Below are 19625 nucleotides of genomic sequence, written 5' to 3'. Positions count from 1 at the left end.
ACAAGAAGAAAAAAATATTCAATGGCGGTTTTAAAATGAATAATAAAATTCCATATACGAGCTACTCAGGAAATTCAGAACACTTGTGTAAAAAAGGTGATGCAGTTGAATTTATTCAACCTTGGTACACGCCAATTTCGACTACACCAGAAAATACCGGTATGGCGGTCGGCGGAATTGGTAACACATTTACACTCACACCAAACGGCAACACGCCTAACTTCAGCTTTATTCCGGGAATCTTTGTCGATTGTTCAGAGCAAGTTATTAATTTTAATGATTTTTATGCGTCAGTGATGAATGTGCCAACCATCGACACGCTGCAAGTTCTTAATGAACAAGAGCTAAGCGTTCACCTGAACTTTTATCCGGCTTTGTTCGATGGAAAAAAGATTGAAAGTAGAGAAATGTCGAATGCGATTAGTCTCATTCAAACAGCATTAAAAAATGGTCGCTTCTACCAAGAAAATAAAACTAACTTTACAAAATGGAACGTTGAATTTTCAAATAAGACTCAATTGTTGATTGAAGAAGATTCAGGTTCAACTATTTGTCAATTATATGTAGCCTTAGATTTCTTTAATGGTTTATTAATAAATGATACAACGAGATTATTATCACTTACTGCGGGTGATAATAATGATATGGATAATATCAATGGCCGTGATATAGATAGTGTTAATGGCAAGGATATAGAATATCAAGCTTTGTATCCACTGGCTGAATATAAATACAGTAGCTTCGAAGATATTAATATAAAGCGTAAGGTAGTCTCTCCGATCGTTAAAGAGAACAAACGCCTATGTTCTTTACCGATGCACTGGAATCACTTCGAATTAACCAATAACTCATCGCAACCACGCGTGATTACGCTTGCTCAGCCGCTACAAAACTTGATTGGCTCTACCTACCAAAAAGGCCGTGATGGCATTCAGGATTCGGCATGTACCTTGTCTCAAAATCCGATTGCTCAGCAGCATGAAGTGGTTAACTTAAAGGGTGAAAGCGGCAGCTTTACGGGTGTTCAATTGTCTAGCCAATCGCCTTATCAAAGTGATATTGAAGGCGAAGTGGTGTTTGGTGTTCAAGCAGATAACCATTTGACTGAATCTGGTAAGGTTTCGATTTCTGTCAAACCAACGCTTTATACCTCTAAGACAGCTCAGCAAACAGAGTTCGCACTGAAAACAGGCCGTACCAACGCGGAATTCCAAACAGGAATTTACACGGGGCGTGAAGCATTGAGCGCATTGGTGGTGGTTCAGGTTGAATTGGAACCTGGCGAGTCTGTTGACCTGCGTTTTGCACAGGTGATGGCTCACAGCAAAGTCATGCTTAATGGCTGGCATTCAGATAAGGCTTACACGCAGTTTTACCCGCAAGCGAAGCCAGCTCTGCCGATGTTAGAAGATGTATTACCAGAGCTAGAAGCGATTGAGCAACAGATCGTCGAGCAACAAACGGCTTTCCTAAAGCAAGCTCAAAGCAAGATATCGAAGCCAGAATCGGCATTGCGTTATGCGACGATGGCAATGAACTCATTGTCCTTCCTAGCCGAATCAACGGTATGGGATAAAGAAGATAAATTCTTGGTTAAAGAGTGTGTCGACTACCCATTCTTTAACTCTCTGGATGTGTATTTCTACGGCTCGTTCTCGCTGCTTTATCTGCTGCCTGAGCTTGATGGCTGCGTGATGAAAGCGTTCTCGAAGGCCATTTTGGCGGAAGACTTCACTCAGCGCCGCTACTGGGAATACGAAGCGACGCCTAATGCCGAATTGATTGATGAAAAGTACCAAGGTGTACGTGCTATTCGAGGTGCGGTAATCCACGACTTAGGCAGCCCATTCGACATTCAGCCCGATGCTTACAGTTGGCACAATGTGAAAGAGTGGAAGGACTTAGCGCCGAAATACATTCTGATGGTGTACCGCCATTATCAAAACACCCAAGATCTCTCTGTGGTTAATGAGTGCTGGCAAGCGGTAACTGAATGCATCGATTTCTTATCGAATTTGATCGCTGAGGGTGACGATTTACCACTAACCCGAGGCACAGACGATACCTTTGATAACCTAGCTTCTCACGGCATCTCTATTTATTGTGCGAGCCTGTGGGTTGCTGGCCTGCAAGCCGCGAGCGAACTTGCACAATTGATGGGTGAAAGCGAGCGAGCTAGCGGTTACTTAACGCGTTCTAAAAAGGCGTTAGCCACGGTTGAGCAAAGCTTGTGGGATGACAAAGAGGGTTACTACCACTTCTTCGTGACGCCAGTTCAAGCCAAGCATCTAACGGGTGAAGGCTACCAAGCTCTGGAAACCTTAGGCCTAACTTTGACGGGCGATGCGATTGCCGATAAGAACACGCTCAATACCTATCTCAATGAGACCGATACCTCCATCAACATCAGCAAGGTGTCTCAAAGAGTATCTAAGAAGCGCTTATTGAGCGAGACCGCGCCTCAAGCCTTTACACAAGACTACTTAGATTTAGTACCTGATTCAGACAACAGCTTTGGCGATGCTTTATTGGCTGACAGCTACCTAAAGCTCATCGGTTTAGAAGGTATTTTCCCGCAAGAGAACATCCAACGCGCACTAGACTATGTTTATAAGCATAACTTCGAAATTAACAGCCCTAAGCTTGGGGTTGCGAATATGACGTTGGCCGATGGTTCGCCGCATGAGGCATTTCAGGCTCAAGATGTATGGATTGGTGTGCAGTTTAGTGTCGCAACGGCGTTGAGTCTGGCAGGTAAAAACCAGCAAGCAGAAACATTGATGGATACCGTGTATACCGCACTCTATGACTATTCAAAAATTCCATTTGCAGCGCCAGAAGGGTTCAATTGCTCTGTGTCTGTCAATGAGAAATATCTTATAGAAGCCTTTAAATTGACGCAAAATGATGCGAAAAACTGGCTAAGTGTACTTAAATGTCAAAACTGTGTGCTGTCTGACGGTCGGATCAATCCAACATTGACGAAAGATACTGATAATTTTGTTAAAATGGTGAGCGGTGAAATTCCGTTAGAAAAGCTGGCAGGCTTACACAAATGGTTACTGAGTACTGGCTTGAAATATACGGCTGGTCGTTACTTTAGACCGGGGATGATCTTCGCCTACTTGTATTAACTTAATGACACGATTTTCAGCTAAAGCAGTGGTATGCAGGTTGAAACTGATGGGGAGCTTAAAGCTCCCCGAATGTCACTTGATTAGGGGTTCGAGATGCGCACTAAAACAAAAAAAACAACAGTATACGATGTAGCAAAACTGGCTGGTGTTTCTCCCAGCACAGTTTCTCGTTTTCTTAATCGAACCACTTATGTGTCTGACGATAAAAGCCAAAATATTGAGCAAGCCATTAAAGACACGGGCTACAAACCTAACTTCCAAATGCAAGAAAACACCAACCGACGTTCACTCACCATTGGTGTGTTGGTGCAACACCCTGACAGCCCTTATACCAGCCGTATTCTCAATGACATGGAGAAAACCCTGATAGCTCAAGGCTATTCGTTAGTGATAGCAACCGGGCATTGGCAAAAAAAGTTAGAAATGCACGCGTTGGAGTATCTCGCAAAAAGTAACGTGGATGGCATGATCATCGTGACAGGAAGCATTACTCAAGAAGAGATTACCAAGTATGCACAAGACATTCCTATCGTGATGGTTGGCTACGATTTTGTTGAGAATAACGTCCGCTCCATCAACATTGATAACGTGTTGGGCGGCTACATGGCAACCTTACATTTACTGCAACAAGGGCATGTGAATATTGCTCATATTAAGGGGCTTTCAAGTCAACCTGATTCGGGAAATCGCTTTGAAGGCTATAAGAAAGCACTTCAAGAGGCGGGCATAAAAGTGATGCCAAAACTCGTTAAACAGGGTGATTTCAGTAGTGAGTCTGGCTACGAGAAAACGGTAGAGTTGATTGAATCTAAGGTTCACTTCTCCGCCTTGTTTGCTGCAAATGACCAAACGGCTTACGGTGCGATTAAGGCGCTGTCTGACCACGGTTATAAAGTGCCAGAAGATGTGTCTGTGATTGGCTTTGATGATTTGCCGACCTCTAAGTATTTCACGCCAGCCCTGACGACGCTGAGACAGCCGATTGAAGAGATTGGTGAAGTGTGTGCTCAGTCGATCTTGAACTTGTTATCTGGCGAGAGGCATGAGGCTCGATTGCCACCGATTGATTTGATTGTGAGAGAGTCGACCAAGTCTTTGTATCGTTAGTATGCCATGAAGTGATTTGATGCCAGGGAATGACACTTCGAGATGAATTATTTCCCTTCAGAAACGAAAAATGTCGCATCCATGCGACATTTTTCTTTTGGCGGCCAAACCAGTTTTGCTATATCCATTCTAGATTGCAATCCATTAGATGCTTTTTCAGAATGTAGTTATAAGACGCTGTTAATGTTGATTAGTTCCCTTTACGCTGCATTTTTTTTAGATTTATTTTCTAAATCGAATGACGCAGCGATGAGTTTTTTGGTGTAGTTATTTTTCGGGTTGTTGAAAATATCTTCCGCAGAGCCTTCTTCCATCACTTCCCCTTTCTGCATCACCAAAACACGATCCGACAGTGCTTTCACTACCGAGAGATCGTGGCTGATGAACAGGAAGCCGATATTGTGCTTGGCTTGAATGTCTTTCAGCAGGTCAATCACGGTCAGTTGTACTGAGCGATCGAGTGCTGAAGTCGGTTCATCCAGCAAAATGAAAGAGGGCTCTAGAATCAGTGCGCGAGCAATCGCGATACGTTGTCTTTGCCCGCCAGAGAACTCATGTGGATAACGGTTTATTGAATTCGGCTCTAAGCGAACTTCAATCAATGCTTTGCGCGCTCTTTCTAAACGTTCTTGCTTGGATAGATGAGGTTGATGCACCGTTAAGCCTTCGGTGATGATTTCCCCAACTGTCATGCGTGGTGATAAAGAACCATAAGGATCTTGGAACACCATCTGTACATCTTTCTTGAGCTTATGACGTTCTCTGTCGGTTAATAAACTGACATCTTGGCCTTTATAAACAATGCGTCCGGTACTTGGTAGTAAACCGATTAACGCTCGTCCCAGTGTTGACTTGCCTGAGCCAGATTCACCCACAATGCCTAACGTTTCACCTTGTTTAAGGGTCAATGAGATGCCTTTTACAGCTTCGAAGTACTGACTCTTACTTTTGATAAAGTGCGATTTAACCAAGAATTGGACCCGTATGTCTTCAGCGTTTAACAATTCTTGGGCTGATTCATGGACAGGAATCTTAGCGCCTTTCGGAATCGAGTTAATCAGCATACGTGTGTAATCGTGTTTAGGGTTTTCGAACAAGGCTTGAGTGATCCCTTCTTCGACGAGTTCACCTTTACACATCACGAGTACGCGATCAGCAAAGTGTTTCACTACACCAAGGTCATGGGTGATGAACAAAATCGCCATGCCCATCTTGCTTTGAATCTCTTTGATTAAAGAGAGCACTTCCGCCTGAACTGTTACATCTAATGCTGTGGTTGGTTCATCAGCAATCAGAATGTCAGGTTCATTAATCAGTGCCATCGCGATCATGATGCGCTGTAACTGACCGCCCGAAAATTCATGCGGGTATTTGCTGTAAGCCTGCTCTGGCATAGGTAAGTGAACAAGCTCAAACAGCTCGAGCACTCGTTGTTTTGCCTCTGATTTTGATACCTTACGATGACACATAATGGCTTCAGCCACTTGCGTTCCCACTCGCAGGTATGGATTCAGTGATGTCATTGGCTCTTGGAATATCATGCCAATTCTGTCGCCGCGAATTGACTGCATTTCACGCTCGGTCTTTTCAAGTATCGACTGGCCCTCAAATTCTATTGCAGATTGAGCGTCAATAATCGCGTTATCAGGAAGCAAGCGCATAAGCGCGTTGGAAGACACAGATTTACCAGAACCTGATTCACCAACAATGGCCAAGGTTTCGCTGGATTTAAGGGTAAAGTTAACCTTTTTCACCGCATCAACGATTCCATCGTTGGTTTTGAAGCTAACGGAGAGGTTATTGACTTTAAGAAGAGCCCGGTCCGACATGATATATCCTTATCAATTTAAGACATTAGGTGAAGATTGAACTTCTGACGTTGTTTTAAGTTGCCCAAAATGGTGATGAGCACGTTGAATTTGTTCTAGTTCGAGCATCCAATGCGAACTGCGCTGAGCGCTGCAAAAAGCGATCAGGTGATTGAGCAAACCTTCGCTCTGCTTTTCTAATAACCCAAAGGTACGTTGAATCAGCTCAGTGTTCTCCAGAGAGATAAATTGCATCAGAGCGTAAGATTGATTCAAGGTATCGAAGGCTTGTTGATGCTGACCTAATCGGTTGAGTATCTCTGATTGAGCGACACTTGCGTCTCTCAACCCGGCAAGCAGGCAGGCAAATTGGCAAGGCTTAATATCGCTTTGGTATGCTGCATCTTGGATGTGATGAGGAAGTGAGGTTAGAACATCACCATACAGGCGCTGTGCTTCAGGCCAGTGACCTTGTTCCATTAACTGTTCAGCTTTTAGGTAGTGCATCCAGCATCGTTCAATTTCCATATCCACATCCTCAATTTATAATATCAGAAAATGTTAATGATATTTATTATCAGTTGCAAATTAAAATCATTCACATGTTAAGTTGGTGAATTAAATGACGAGCTATTCCTAAAAATGGCTTAAATTGTGTGTTATTTGTTCAGTTGAACAGCTGTGTAGCGTAAGTCACTAAATTTGTAGGAAATTACATCTACACTGATTTTATCTACACCCAAGTAATGAAGGACTAAGGAGGCGGCGATGGCGATGCAAAGACTCAATACAGAACAGCTGTATCAGGTAGCGGATTTAGATAAGCTACCATGTAAGTCGACCAAAGAACTGGCTCCAATTGACGAAATCGTCGGGCAGGAACGGGCACAAAAAGCCGTTGAGTTCGCGATGTCAATCAAGGAAAAGGGTTACAACATTTATGCGATAGGGCGAAATGGTCTGGGTAAACGCACCATGATCTTGCGCTATCTGAACCGTCACCCTCAAGAAGTGCAGGAGCTTTTTGATTGGTGTTATATCGCGAACTTTGAAGATATTCGTACACCTAAGGTACTGAAATTACCTCGTGGCGTTGGCAGCAGCTTAAAGCAAGATATTGAAAAGCTAATGCGTAAATTGCTGAAAGGTATGCCTCTAGCGTTTGATAACGAGATGTACTTTAGCCGTGCTGATAGGCTTAAAAACCAATTAGCAGCTAAGCAACAAGCCGCGTTAGAAAGCATTAGCCAAGAAGCGAAAGACAAGGGCATTAACCTGACGATCACCACTCAGGGTGATTACCAGTTTGTGGCAATGAATGGCGATGATCTTCATACCGAAGAGAGCTTTGATCTGCTTTCGCCGGAAGAGCAAGATCAATTCGATAAAACCATTGATGGATTGGAAGTCGGCCTACGAACCATCTCTCGTGAACTGACGGAACTTGAAGAGACGTACACTGAGAAAATTCAAAAGCTGAATGATGATACGGCGCGAGATGTGATCACGCACTTCATCAAGCAATTGAAGAAGGATTACAGCCAATATCCAGACATCAAAAAGTACCTAACGGCACTGCGTAAAGACATTGTCGACAACGCTGACATCTTCTTAGAAGAGAGCACGGAGCAAGCAGAAGTTGCAACGGCCTCTTTGGATAAGAAAATGCCGCGTCGCTACAAGGTTAATGTGATTGTGAGCCAAAAGGAGGAGACTCTGCCGATCGTGGTGGAAGAGAATCCAAATTATCACTCTCTGTTTGGCTATGTAGAAACGGCGACGTTCAAGGGTACTGTCTTTACTGACTTCTCATTGATTCGCGCAGGTAGCTTACACAGAGCCAACGGTGGCGTATTACTGATGGATGCGGTGAAGGTACTTGAGCAGCCGTACGTTTGGGAAGGCTTGAAACGAGCACTGCGTTCACGTCAATTGAGCTTCACTTCATTAGAAAAAGAGGTGACCTTAACGGGGGCGGTATCGCTTGATCCAGAACCGATTCCATTGGATGTTAAGATCATCCTGTTTGGCGATTACCGAACTTACCAACTGCTGCAACACTACGATGCAGAGTTTGGTGAACTGTTCCGTGTAACGGCCGATTTTGAAGATGAGATGAAGCGTACTCCCGATTCTGAAATGCATTACGCGCGCTTTATTTCGAGCATCGTGCACGACAACAACATGCTGCATTGTGACCGTAAAGCGATCGCTCGCATCATTGAGCACAGCTCTCGTCAGGCGGGTGACCAAGGTAAATTGTCTCTGCACTCTGCTCACATTGCTAATCTGCTTCGTGAATCAAACTACGTGGCGAGAGGCTCAAAATCGAACCTGATTCGTGCAACGCACGTTGACCAAGCGTTATCTAACCAACAGATGCGTGTCGGACGACTGCAAGACAGTGTGATGGAGACGTTTACCAACGGCACAACACTGATCCATGTTGATGGTCAGGCGGTTGGGCAAGTGAATGCTCTGTCTGTATTAAGCACCACCGATCACATGTTCGGTGCGCCAAACCGAATTACTGCCACCACGGCTTACGGCGATGGTGAAGTGATTGATATCGAAAGAAACGTAGACTTAGGTGGCAGCATTCACTCAAAAGGCGTGATGATCTTGTCGGCTTACCTTTCTTCCGTATTTGGCAAGACAGCCAAAGTCCCGCTCACCACTAACATCACCTTCGAACAATCGTATGGTGGCGTCGATGGTGACAGTGCGAGTATGGCTGAGTTCTGTGCGGTGGTGTCAGCGTTCTCTAAGCAACCAAACCGTCAAGATATCGCAATTACAGGCTCGATGAACCAGTTTGGTGAGTCTCAGCCAATTGGTGGTGTGAACGAGAAAATTGAAGGTTTCTTTGATGTGTGTGAAATCAAAGGGCGTTCAAACGAACAAGGGGTGATCATCCCGCGTTCAAATGTTCACAACCTGATGCTGCGTAGCGATATTGTGAAAGCGGTTGAAAAGGGCGAGTTTAATATCTGGGCGATTGACCATGTAACAGAAGCGATTGAACTGTTCACAGGCAAAGCCGCAGGTGAGGCGAGTGATGAGGGTAGTTATCCAATTGATACTATATTTGGTATCGCTCAAGCTAAACTGAACGCACTGCGCAAATAGTTTGAATATCTAGATACACAGTTTAATAGCTAAGCTAAATAGATAGATAAACAAACAGATAAACAGCTAAAACGCAAAAGCCATCGATTCTAGAGTCGATGGCTTTTTTGTTGGTTACGATTTGGTTTACCAGTGAGCTATTTGTATTTGGTCAGCTTGCTGTATTCGGTGAAAGTCGCGTGTTAAAAGGCGTTACCCATTTCGTAAGCAAAGCTTGGTGCCATCGAACTTCAGTTTTGCCAACAAGTGTTTGGCGTTAGCTCGGCCAATATCATCAAATTCGACACCGTATCGAGCGTAGTGTGTCGATTTCTGTAGATTGCAGACGATGCCTCGCAATGGCGGAATCAGTGGTCCGTTGTAGTTCTCAGGGGTTATCTCAATAGACACGCGATCGGCAATCTGAATCGCACGAGAGGTTGGTGAGGTAACGAAACGACAACCACTTTTCGATAAGTCTCTTATCTCACAGTTTGCTCGCTGGTCGTTGAAGATGATTCTTGAAGCCAGATTCACTTCATAGCGTGTTTCTTTACGTAGCTGTGTCACTTGCATCGTGCTTGGTGTAGACAGCACTAGAATAGGGAAGGGTTCACCAATCTTATGGTGAATTTGGCTTCTAAAGTGGATAAGCGCGCCTTCACCTCGTAGAGAATACGCACGAGCGGTCATCCAAAAACCTTCTTGAAAGAAAAAGTTCAGATCTTCATTGGATACCTCGGGAACCTCAACCACAATACAGTTATCACTGTGCGTTCCGATAAACTTGGTGGTGGCGAGAAACTTCGTGCCAACGGGAGTCGAGACATGTAATGTCAGCTCACTGCCGTGCTCAATCATGGCCAGTGCATCAGTGCTATTGATAGTGGAAACGGTGCGATTACGAGGGTCTTGAAGTGCCTGATTATGCTCCAAAGGCTTCTTCAGGGGTGCGTTCATTATATGTTCTCCATGCGCCAACATGCGTCTGTTAGTTATATTGGTAACTTGCTAACAAGGGGTTATTACGTGCTAGATTTAGTGGACGTACTCACATAGATTTATAGAGTGCCTTTTATCATTGCTGATTTTATATTAAGCCGATTGCACTGAATTATTTGCTGTGTTTGTAAGTACTTAGTTTTATTTATATGCACTTGCGCTAGTCTATTACAAGGAACTCATACTTCAAACTTTTATTGTTTGTCGTATCAATTATTTGCAGGAGTTGAGAATGCAGGCAGTAAAATGGGATCAAGAAGTGAACCAGATCACGGTAGAGTTAGAACCCAACCAGTTCGCGGTCGTTAAGTATCAAAAGGACGGAGATGTACTACATATCACGTCGACACGCATTCCTGATGAACTGCAAGGCAAGGGCTTTGGGAAGGTGATGATGGAATCGGTATTGCCTGAAATTGAACAAGCGGGCTTCAAAATTGTGCCGGTTTGTAGCTATGTGGTTCACTACATGAATAGGCAGCCACAGTGGTCACACCTTCTATCCGATAAAGCATAACAACGAGTAATATGTCTCAATCAATATCGTCGAATAATCGAGCTCAACCTGAAGCGGGTTCAAGTCAAAATCAGCCAGAGCTTTATCAACAAGAGTTTTATCAAAATGAGCTTTATCAAAAAATAGCGACCTCGCTGGGTTGTCATGAAGGGTTTGATGTCCAAGTGATTCAACGCCTATGGGGTGGATATGGCGAGTTAGTTCGCTTAGTCTTTTCTCAAGAAAGCAGTGCGGAACTCAAGAGTGTGATTGTTAAACATGTCGCGTTGCCAGATAAAGCTGAACACCCAAAGGGTTGGAATACCAAATTATCTCATCAGCGAAAGGTGCACTCTTACCAAGTTGAGACGGCTTGGTATCAGTCGTTCACTCAGCAATGGGATGAGCGTTGCCCTGTGCCTGTTGGGCTGCAATGTGAACTAGAAGAGAATGAGTGGCTGATTGTGATGCAAGACTTAGCGGATATAGGTTTTCCGTTAACCTCTCATTTTGATGTTCTTGCTGCTTCTGACTATCAGGCACCTAGTTACACACGAGAAGAGCAAAAACAACGCGATGCTTGCCTTAAATGGCTCGCTAACTTTCACGCAAAGCATATCAATATCAATCAAGAGCAGTTGTCATCATTGTGGCAAGTCGGTACTTATTGGCATCTAGATACACGTCCTGATGAGCTCAATGCCTTGGCTGATTTACCATTGAAGAACCAAGCCAAGCACATCGACCGTTTACTAAAAGAATGTCCATATCAAACCTTGGTACATGGCGATGCCAAGCTCGCCAATTTTTGTTTTGATTCTGAAAGCGAGCGAGCAGCTGCGGTCGATTTCCAATATGTGGGTTACGGCTGTGCGATGAAAGACGTCGCCTTGTTCATGAGCAGCGCGATTAGGCCACAAGATTGCGCAGAGCTTGAATCAGAAGTACTAGATGCTTACTTCCACTACTTGAAAGAGGCATTGGCGTACTATCAGTCACACCTTTCATTTGATGAGGTAGAAGCAGCATGGCGACCAATGTTTTACGTGGCGTGGGCCGATTTCCAACGTTTCGTAAAAGGCTGGAGCCCAGAGCATTGGAAGATTAACCCTTATACTGAGCAGTTGACCTTACGAGTGCTCACTCAATTAGACGAACAGGAGTCCGTCAATGTTCGATAGAACCGCGAGTTGGAAAACGCCGCAAAACTTTTTATTACTGATTTCGATTGTTGTACCGATCGCGTTTTCGAGCTGGATGGCTTTACTTAATAACTTCGTGATTGAGGAGGCGAACTTTGATGGTGCGGATATTGGCTTGCTGCAAAGTGTGCGTGAGATCCCGGGTTTCTTAGCGTTTACCGTAGTGTTTGTGTTGGCATTCATTCGTGAGCAACGCTTCATGTTGATATCGCTGGCGATGCTCACTGTAGGCACCGCGATTACGGGTCTGTTCCCCTCACTCACTGGATTGTTGCTGACTACCATTTTAATGTCGACGGGCTTTCACTATTTTGAAACGCTCAAGCAGTCTTTGTCACTGCAATGGTTGAGTAAAGAAGAAGCGCCCGAGATGCTGGGTAAAATGATCTCCGTTGGCGCGTTGGCCTCATTAATCACTTATGGCTCAATTTGGGTGATGTTAGAACAGCTCAAGCTCGATTTTGCATGGGTGTACGGTATTACTGGGGGTATTGGTTTTATTCTGATATTGGTGATGACCTTTGGTTTCCCTGAATTTCAAACCAAGACGCCACAGAATAAGAAGTTGGTGCTGCGAAAGCGTTACTGGCTCTACTACGCGCTAACGTTTATGAGCGGTGCGAGAAGACAAATCTTCACTGTGTTTGCAGGCTTCTTGATGGTAGAGAAGTTTGGTTACTCGGCTGCCGACGTCACATTGTTGTTCTTGGTTAATTACCTATTTAACTTCTTGTTTGCGAAGCGCATTGGTCGATTTATCGGTGTGGTTGGCGAGCGTAAAGCGTTGATCTTCGAGTATGTTGGCTTGATTGGTGTGTTTGTCGGTTATGGTTTGGTGCAAAGCGCGGAATGGGCGGCGGCACTTTACGTGATCGATCACCTGTTCTTTGCATTGGCGCTGGCGATCAAAACTTACTTCCAGAAAATCGCAGACCCGGCAGACATGGCATCAACTGCTGGTGTCTCTTTCACCATCAATCATATTGCAGCGGTCGTTATTCCAGTGGTGTTTGGTGTGATTTGGTTGTCTTCTCCTGCAACGGTTTTCTATATTGGTGCTGCGATGGCGGCGGTTTCTTTGGCGTTGTCTTTAAACATTCCTAAGACACCTGAAGAAGGTAATGAAGTGCGAATGTTTAGCTGGCGTTAATGTTGGTCTCGATATTATGAAATAAGCAAAAAGCTCCAATAGTGATATTGGAGCTTTTTGTTTATGTGGGATATGTATATCTAATCCGCAAAATAGGTTTCACGCGGATCAGTTTCTTACGGTTTTTAATTCGGTACGCAGCTTGAAGATTCCCTTTGGTGCTTTGGTCAGTAAGATGCCGCAAAGTAGAGGAATCATCATTACAAGTGACTGTTCAGATAGAACCTCACCATTGATGTAGCAAGAGATCAGCAGCGCAACCACTGGGAAGATTAGGAAGCAGATAGATGCTTGGAAAGGTGTCGAAACCTGACCTAATTTAAAGTAAGCAACAATGCCGCCAACACTCGCCACAAAGCCTAGGTAAACCACAGCAGAGATTGAATCCCAAGTGAAAGATTCAATATTCACGTTTTCACCTATAGCTGAAACAGCGAACAAGAATAGAGCTGCAATTAGGCTCGGTACGGCGTTGTAGGTTAGTACTTCAATGCCTTTGCAGTGCTTTTGAACCAGCACATACATCACTGCGTGAATCGCAACAGCAAGGCCTAAGCAAACCGTGCCAATTAGGTAGTCATCGCCACCCATCTGCATTTCATTACCAAGGATTAGACATAGGCTCACAACAGCAGCGATCAACCCGAATATCTGGTGCTTCGCTAGTCGTAGACCTAAGAATAAGCCAGACATCAACATCACAGCCACAGGCATGTTGGCGAAGATGATCGACGCTAAACCTGAAGAGATGTATTGCTCGCCATAGATCATCAACGTAAACGGAATCGCGAAATACATCAACGCAACAATAAGCAGCCATTGGCGCTTACCTTTAGGGAACAGCAGTGGTTGGTTGAAGACTTTCGCTAATACCGCAAGCAGAGGTGCTGCAAGTAAAAAGCGTAACGCAGTAGCAAAAATAGGTGGGATAGAATGCAATGCTACTTCCATAGCGAACCAAGTGGTTCCCCAAATTAAGCAAACAGAGACAAAAAGCAAGATAGTTAGAGACTTCGAATTCATGGTGACTACTCATTAATAATTATTTTAAATCATAAGCTTGTGGCGCCTTAACGACGTGGCACAGTATAAGTAGGTCGTCGGAGAAAGTTTTTGTCTTTTTATCTCTAATTGAAATGAAATATAGAAATTAAATCTCTAATGTAATCTTTTTTAATAATTTATTTTCACAAAGGCAGGGTGAGTTAAAGTTATTGTTCTTTTTGAGGGGTTGGTGGGAGATAGAAGGTTGAAATTGAGGCCGAAGTGAGAACATTATTTAAGGTGATTGTTTTATTCTTGATTGGTACTAAAGACTTAGTACGAGGCAAAAAGCCCCTTTATTTAATCAGACTATAAAGGGGTGAGAGCTACCACACGAAACGGTAAACTAAAAACGAAGGTTGAAGCCTAGCTCAACGATGCCATCAGAACGGGTACGGTCACTTGGACTAACGCGCTTTTGACCGAATGTATATTTCACATACGGTTCCACCCATTTGGGTTTCAGCGTAAAAGTGACGTCTTGGCTGTTGTAATAACCTTTTGACCCCGTTAATTGGCGGTCATGACTGAATGAATAAGCAAAGTTCATAAACTGTGTGGGAGAGTAACTGGTCCCAATGGTACTTTTCCATTCTCGGCTCGCATCACTTAAATCGAATAAAGGGAATTTTCGCCATTCATGGGATGTGTTACCAAATACCATTATGTTGTTGGTTAGAGCTGTTCCGCTGAATAAGCCAATATCATAAATATCAAAAAAATCGGTACGACCATAGCTGATGAAAGCTTCTGTGTAGTAATCACCTAGCATTACGCCATAGCCTGTACCTAGTTCTAAATATCCTTCAGAATCTATTTCGGCACTGATGTTCACTTCTTCAGTTGCTTGAATTACGCCGGATACTGTACCTATCCAGTTGTCTCCAGCTTTAGCTGTTTGAAAACTTAAACTCGGCTCGTGGTAGCTTAATGTTTGTAATTGATGGTCGTTTGCATATATGGCGAAGGGCATCAATAAAGTGATCAATAGTCGTTTCATCGTGTTCTCAACTCTCAAATAAAAAGGAGCCGCTAATAAGCGGCTCCTTTGCTTTTATATTTATTATTTTTTATTAGCTGCGGTTAGCGCGGTCTTTTACTGCTTGTTTAATTTGCTGACGTTGCTCTTGAGAAAGAGATTGAATCTTACCTTTTAACTCTTGCTTCTGGATATCTGAAAGGCCTCTTACTTTATCCTGTGCCGTGTTTTTAATATCATCAATACTTTGTTTCTTGCCGGTCAACAGGTAGTAACCTAGAGAGTATGGAGCTTTCCCTAATTCATCGACTTCAATAGCAATGATGTGTAGCATCTTAGCTGTATTTTCTGGTGACTGCTTAGCCCAAGCTAACGTAGAGTCTTTTTGAGTTTGCCATAGAGCCCTGCGAGCGTCGTCATTAATAACGTCACCACTTTGGTTTACTAAGAACACAGTAACAAGAGCTTTTTGCTCATCAATGGATAGTAATTCAGCTGCTTGTTTATAAGCGTCCATAGTTGCTTTTGAAACTGTTTTTGTTCCTTCTGGCCCAACAATTACACCACCAGTTACGCCATTATCTTTGATCTCGACTTCAGTACCATCTAGAAGAGTGACAGTAAGAGTATTGCCATCGAGGTCATAACCAATAGTTGGTAATTCGTTAGACGCTTCACCTTCAATAGGGTTTATTGGAGCTGGACGTTCAATTGGGTTCTCAATATTTGGTTTGCCAGTTATTGCAGCGAAAAGGCGTCCATCGTCATTACGGAACGTAATTTCTGCGCCATTTTCTAAGCTTACAACAAAACCGAGCTCTTGCATTTTAGCGTGAGCGATAACTTCGCCATCCATATTAGTGATTGTTCCATCAGCATTGAGCACAGCTCCGCTATCTGAACTTGGGTGGTATAAAACACCATCTTTTAAAATCAGTGTCTCATCGTTGTCTAGAGTAATGATAGTTGTGCCTAAAACGTCATCTATATCACCGTAAGTAGGCGCGGAATCAGGGCCTTCGTGTTCATGACCGTGGCCAAAAACAGTAGCGATTAAACGGCCGTCTTCATGGCGAATAATAATTTCTTCACCGCGAGGAGTATTGAATGTTAAATGTGTAATTTGACCATCAGTACGATGAGTTTCTACCGTGATCCCAGTGCTTTCACCAGACATCGTTAGCACTTCACCATCTACGATTTTGTGAGTTGGTTTAGCATCTGAACCGTTGATGTTAAGGTAATAAGCATCCTCTCCTTGGATGACCCACATGTAGTTACCGTTGTCACCTTCGATAAGCGCTACAGGCATTCCAAGGTCGTCTACAATCATGTAATTAGCAAAGAATTCATTGCCAGCAGAAGGTCCCCATTCGTCATCACCAAATTCTGGGTCTAACACTGAACCTTCGATGATCAATCGGCCATTTTCAACAGCTAATGTATATGATTTATCGTTGATATAAACGGTCGCAACACTATTGTCTGTAACCACTGTGCCAACGATATCGCCATTCGCGTCGACAACAACATCACCTTGGATAGTGAATACTTCACCATTTACAGCTACTACAGCGTTACCTTCACCATCTCCAATCACTACAGCATTGTTACCTTCATCGCCGATGATATATGCTGTTCGTAGTTCTTCGTTGTAAATAACATCAGCAACGCCAACCTGTGGTTCAGGACTTGTACCGTTATCGCTGCTACCAGAAGAAGAACAGCCAGCAAGGAATGTCGCTGCGATAGCAGTGCTTAGTAGTTTTAGTTTCATGGTTTACTCTCAAATAATTGTATAGGAACAAGGTTTGCTTCTTGCAGTGTTATGTGGCGTTCCTAGCCGATGAGAGAAGTATATGGACTGAATAAAAAAGCCTCTAATTCCTTAAAAGAATAGAGGCCTTAACGATTAGTTATTAATGAAACAGAGTAAAGAGGGTGATAACTACTGGTTATTATTGAGAAGGTTATCCAATATCTTCTTAAGCCATAGAGTTGTAGGACTGTTACGATGTTTGTGGTGAAAGTATGCACACACGATAGGGTTGATATCCTTGTTGTCAAATAAGATGTCGATGGCCCGTAAGGAGGTTTTCTTCTCTATGCCTAAAAATTTCGAGGCAGGGAACATCATGTCGGAGTTTTGTACTACATCAATAACCGCTGATGGCAGCTCTGAACGGAAGCCTATTCTTGCTTCTAGTCCTTTGATTTTCATTATTTTTTCTGCAAGTGTTTGATGAGAGTTCCAATCTATCGCAATAACTGTAGCTAGCTCAAACTTAACGCCATCTTTGATTTCAATAAAATCTTTCTGATAAGGATGGCCTTCTCTCAAGTAACCTTTAAAACTGTCTTGGGCTATCGGTTGTTGTAAGAGCTCCTTGGGGGCGTGGTTAATTTCATAATTGAAACCAATCAGCACCTCATCATTAATGATGTCAGCCATCGTTGTTTTAGACCAGCTTAATAGCTGAACTTGAACATGCGGAGCTTGAGAGCGAATTGCTTTGAATAACTTACTTGATAGTGAGCTAAGGAGGAAAGGAGATAACGCTAACTTGAGGGGCCCGCGTAGTTCACTAGGGTTGAATTCATTACTATTATTGAGTGCTGAAGAAAGATCATCCAAGATTGGTGAAATGCTTTCCGCTAACATTGTCGCGTGATCAGTCGCGCGCAAGCCATGGTGTGTTTTTACAAACAGTTCATCGTCAAAATGGTCACGCAGCCTTTGTAGGGCTTTACTGACCGCTGGTTGAGATACAAAGAGACGTTCAGCTGCTTTTCGCATGTTTCGTTCTTGATGCAAGATGATAAAAGTGCGAAGAAGATTTAAGTCTAAGTTGGAGAAGAGATCTTTTGCCATATCGAACGCCTGAATTGATGATTGAATTCATAATAAGGTGTGCGTCGTTAGAGAACAAATAGATATATTATATAGATGTGAAGTCGGTAAAATAAAACCCGCACTTGGCGGGTTTTTGTGTAGGTCGTTACTATATGTAAATTCTATTGCGTAACAGGCTTAACTTGTTTGGTTTGTCTTACTGCAAGGATAAGCTGCGGCATCAATGACATCACGATCATGCCAGTCATTAGTGAATATTGGACTGGAGTAAATGATTCACCCATTAACACCATACCGGTCAAGATGCCCGCAACTGGGTTTGCAATACCGCCGAAGGTGAAATCAACCACCGACATACGTTGTAGCAACCACACATACATGCCGTAACCCAGCGCTGTGTTCAGTCCAATCACCCACAATAGACCCATAGCGTTGCGAGTATCGAAATGAGTGACAGCATTAATATAAGGCTGCGGATCGATGAATGCATGAATGCCAGACGCGATAGACAAAATCGTACCGCCCAGAATCAGTTGCCATGTTAATACCTTCCACCAGTGCATGCGGTTACCCAGTGACTTGGTAATGCTGCTGCCGATGACAATACACATTATTGCGGCAAACATTGCGCCTAAACCGATTGGGTTCAGAGCAATTTGGCTTGGGTTAAACAGTATCCACGCTAAGGTGATCAAGCCAATACCCGAAAGGGCTTGAATCAGATGCGGGCGCTGTTTTTTCACTACCCAGTGGAAGATCATCGCGAACACCGGCACGGAGATCATGCCCACGCCAGAGATTGCCGAAGGCAGCGTTAGCGCCATCACGAAGATCAAGCCAAAGAAGGTCGCGATATTGATAAGGCCCAGTGTGAAAATGATTTGCCACTCGCCTTTTTTAGGCAGTGTTGGTTTTACTGCTAGCAATAACAAACCAGCAGGTAACGCACGCAAAGCACCCAATAATAATGGTGGCCACTCCTGTAGCGTAAATTGCGTCACTGCATAGGTTGTTCCCCAAAAGAACGCGGGGATCATTGCTAATAATATGTTCATTTAAAATATCTTTACGTTAAGATAACTATCGTGTGAACTGTATACTGAGAACTAGTGGTTGTAAAGTATCTTTATGTTAAACTAGTTTAAAGTAATCAGACTAATAACGGAGCTAGATTGCAAATGGATGCTATCGACCGCGTTGTAGAGCAATGGGCAAAGGAAAAGCCCGAATTAGAAACTGAGCCTATGGCAATGATGGGCCGGATTATGCGTATTGCCAAGTATATGGAGACGCAAGTTGCCGACCTTCATAAAAAATACGACATGAAATTGGGCGAGTTTGATGTATTGGCGACCTTGCGACGTTCTGGAAAGCCATACCGACTAACGCCTTCTGAGCTTATTGGGTCAATGATGCTGACATCAGGTGCGATGACTAATCGTCTTGATAAACTGGAAGCTAAAGGGTTAATCAGCCGTGAGCACAGTAAAGAAGATCGACGCAGCGTCAGCGTGAAATTGACCAAAGATGGTTTAGTTCTGATTGATGAGATGATGACTGAGCATGTCGAAATGCAGAAAAAGCTGGTTAAGTCTTTATCGGCTAGCCAGAAGAAAAACACTAACCAACTTTTAAAAACTTGGTTGAGTGCCTACGAGTAGGTTCACTTATCTCTTTTTAGATTCATTAAAAAACCGAAGCCTTATGCTTCGGTTTTCTTTTTGTGCGCCGAGCATGG

At 43.6% G+C, this 19625-nt stretch carries 15 protein-coding genes; 7 read left to right on the top strand and 8 right to left on the bottom strand.

The features are described 5' to 3' along the window. Positions 1–35: 35 nt before the first annotated feature. Both AB4351_RS15810 and AB4351_RS15805 read left to right on the top strand, forming a co-directional pair. Positions 36–3134, top strand: coding sequence for a GH116 family glycosyl hydrolase (locus AB4351_RS15810; protein WP_372126515.1), 3099 nt, complete (start codon positions 36–38; stop codon positions 3132–3134). A gap of 96 nt (positions 3135–3230) precedes the next feature. Next, positions 3231–4244, top strand: coding sequence for a LacI family DNA-binding transcriptional regulator (locus tag AB4351_RS15805; protein WP_372126514.1), 1014 nt, complete (start codon positions 3231–3233; stop codon positions 4242–4244). Between the two features lie 200 nt (positions 4245–4444). On the opposite strand, the gene AB4351_RS15800 is transcribed toward AB4351_RS15805, so the two are convergent. Both AB4351_RS15800 and AB4351_RS15795 read right to left on the bottom strand, forming a co-directional pair. Then, positions 4445–6073, bottom strand: a complete 1629-nt coding sequence (locus AB4351_RS15800; protein ID WP_372126512.1) for an ABC transporter ATP-binding protein — start codon at positions 6071–6073, stop codon at positions 4445–4447. Between the two features lie 12 nt (positions 6074–6085). Beyond that, positions 6086–6580, bottom strand: a complete 495-nt coding sequence (locus tag AB4351_RS15795) for a hypothetical protein (protein ID WP_017068585.1) — start codon at positions 6578–6580, stop codon at positions 6086–6088. A gap of 240 nt (positions 6581–6820) precedes the next feature. On the opposite strand from AB4351_RS15795, the gene AB4351_RS15790 reads away from it, so the two are divergent. Continuing rightward, entirely contained in the window at positions 6821–9181 is a 2361-nt protein-coding gene (locus AB4351_RS15790; RefSeq protein ID WP_017061577.1) for a Lon protease family protein, read from the top strand. A gap of 192 nt (positions 9182–9373) precedes the next feature. Here AB4351_RS15790 and AB4351_RS15785 read toward each other — a convergent pair whose 3' ends face one another. Beyond that, positions 9374–10120: a flagellar brake protein gene (locus tag AB4351_RS15785; protein ID WP_017061578.1), complete on the bottom strand. Its 747-nt coding sequence runs from the start codon at positions 10118–10120 to the stop codon at positions 9374–9376. A 274-nt stretch (positions 10121–10394) separates the two neighbouring features. Here AB4351_RS15785 and AB4351_RS15780 point away from each other — a divergent pair, with 274 nt between their 5' ends. Genes AB4351_RS15780 through AB4351_RS15770 form a run of 3 tightly spaced genes read left to right on the top strand, consistent with a single transcriptional unit; the run spans position 10395 to position 13010 of the window. Next, a complete protein-coding gene (locus tag AB4351_RS15780; protein ID WP_004732803.1) occupies positions 10395–10679 on the top strand; it encodes a GNAT family N-acetyltransferase in 285 nt (94 codons plus the stop codon). An 11-nt stretch (positions 10680–10690) separates the two neighbouring features. After that, positions 10691–11839, top strand: coding sequence for a phosphotransferase (locus tag AB4351_RS15775; protein WP_372126510.1), 1149 nt, complete (start codon positions 10691–10693; stop codon positions 11837–11839). After that, a complete protein-coding gene (locus tag AB4351_RS15770; RefSeq protein ID WP_372126508.1) occupies positions 11829–13010 on the top strand; it encodes an MFS transporter in 1182 nt (393 codons plus the stop codon). The genes AB4351_RS15775 and AB4351_RS15770 overlap by 11 nt, the downstream gene beginning before the upstream one ends. Positions 13011–13118: 108 nt before the next feature. Here the strand turns inward: AB4351_RS15770 and AB4351_RS15765 are convergent, their stop codons facing one another. From AB4351_RS15765 to AB4351_RS15745, 5 genes are all read right to left on the bottom strand, one after another. Next, a complete protein-coding gene (locus AB4351_RS15765) occupies positions 13119–14033 on the bottom strand; it encodes a DMT family transporter (protein ID WP_017061581.1) in 915 nt (304 codons plus the stop codon). A gap of 367 nt (positions 14034–14400) precedes the next feature. Beyond that, the gene (locus AB4351_RS15760; RefSeq protein ID WP_372126507.1) at positions 14401–15054 is read right to left on the bottom strand and encodes a hypothetical protein; all 654 of its coding nucleotides are present in this window, start codon (positions 15052–15054) and stop codon (positions 14401–14403) included. Between the two features lie 73 nt (positions 15055–15127). Beyond that, positions 15128–16810: a hypothetical protein gene (locus AB4351_RS15755; RefSeq protein WP_372126506.1), complete on the bottom strand. Its 1683-nt coding sequence runs from the start codon at positions 16808–16810 to the stop codon at positions 15128–15130. Between the two features lie 171 nt (positions 16811–16981). Further along, entirely contained in the window at positions 16982–17905 is a 924-nt protein-coding gene (locus AB4351_RS15750; RefSeq protein ID WP_372102154.1) for a LysR family transcriptional regulator, read from the bottom strand. Between the two features lie 143 nt (positions 17906–18048). Beyond that, on the bottom strand, positions 18049–18942 hold the full coding sequence (locus tag AB4351_RS15745) for a DMT family transporter (protein ID WP_372126505.1): 894 nt from the start codon (positions 18940–18942) through the stop codon (positions 18049–18051). A gap of 123 nt (positions 18943–19065) precedes the next feature. Here AB4351_RS15745 and AB4351_RS15740 point away from each other — a divergent pair, with 123 nt between their 5' ends. Continuing rightward, positions 19066–19548, top strand: coding sequence for a MarR family winged helix-turn-helix transcriptional regulator (locus tag AB4351_RS15740; RefSeq protein WP_004737459.1), 483 nt, complete (start codon positions 19066–19068; stop codon positions 19546–19548). Positions 19549–19625: the final 77 nt, after the last annotated feature.

It is taken from the genome of Vibrio sp. 10N.261.51.F11, from assembly GCF_041471665.1.
Lineage (GTDB): Bacteria > Pseudomonadota > Gammaproteobacteria > Enterobacterales > Vibrionaceae > Vibrio > Vibrio crassostreae_C.
Note: the sequence above shows the minus strand (reverse complement) of the source record. Positions and strands in the feature narration are given on the sequence as shown.

Coding starts and splice junctions, on each gene's coding strand:
- AB4351_RS15810 (WP_372126515.1), top strand. CDS start 36: ATGAATAATAAAATTCCATATACGAGCTACTCAGGAAATTCAGAACAC.
- AB4351_RS15805 (WP_372126514.1), top strand. CDS start 3,231: ATGCGCACTAAAACAAAAAAAACAACAGTATACGATGTAGCAAAACTG.
- AB4351_RS15800 (WP_372126512.1), bottom strand. CDS start 6,073: ATGTCGGACCGGGCTCTTCTTAAAGTCAATAACCTCTCCGTTAGCTTC.
- AB4351_RS15795 (WP_017068585.1), bottom strand. CDS start 6,580: ATGGAAATTGAACGATGCTGGATGCACTACCTAAAAGCTGAACAGTTA.
- AB4351_RS15790 (WP_017061577.1), top strand. CDS start 6,821: ATGGCGATGCAAAGACTCAATACAGAACAGCTGTATCAGGTAGCGGAT.
- AB4351_RS15785 (WP_017061578.1), bottom strand. CDS start 10,120: ATGAACGCACCCCTGAAGAAGCCTTTGGAGCATAATCAGGCACTTCAA.
- AB4351_RS15780 (WP_004732803.1), top strand. CDS start 10,395: ATGCAGGCAGTAAAATGGGATCAAGAAGTGAACCAGATCACGGTAGAG.
- AB4351_RS15775 (WP_372126510.1), top strand. CDS start 10,691: ATGTCTCAATCAATATCGTCGAATAATCGAGCTCAACCTGAAGCGGGT.
- AB4351_RS15770 (WP_372126508.1), top strand. CDS start 11,829: ATGTTCGATAGAACCGCGAGTTGGAAAACGCCGCAAAACTTTTTATTA.
- AB4351_RS15765 (WP_017061581.1), bottom strand. CDS start 14,033: ATGAATTCGAAGTCTCTAACTATCTTGCTTTTTGTCTCTGTTTGCTTA.
- AB4351_RS15760 (WP_372126507.1), bottom strand. CDS start 15,054: ATGAAACGACTATTGATCACTTTATTGATGCCCTTCGCCATATATGCA.
- AB4351_RS15755 (WP_372126506.1), bottom strand. CDS start 16,810: ATGAAACTAAAACTACTAAGCACTGCTATCGCAGCGACATTCCTTGCT.
- AB4351_RS15750 (WP_372102154.1), bottom strand. CDS start 17,905: ATGGCAAAAGATCTCTTCTCCAACTTAGACTTAAATCTTCTTCGCACT.
- AB4351_RS15745 (WP_372126505.1), bottom strand. CDS start 18,942: ATGAACATATTATTAGCAATGATCCCCGCGTTCTTTTGGGGAACAACC.
- AB4351_RS15740 (WP_004737459.1), top strand. CDS start 19,066: ATGGATGCTATCGACCGCGTTGTAGAGCAATGGGCAAAGGAAAAGCCC.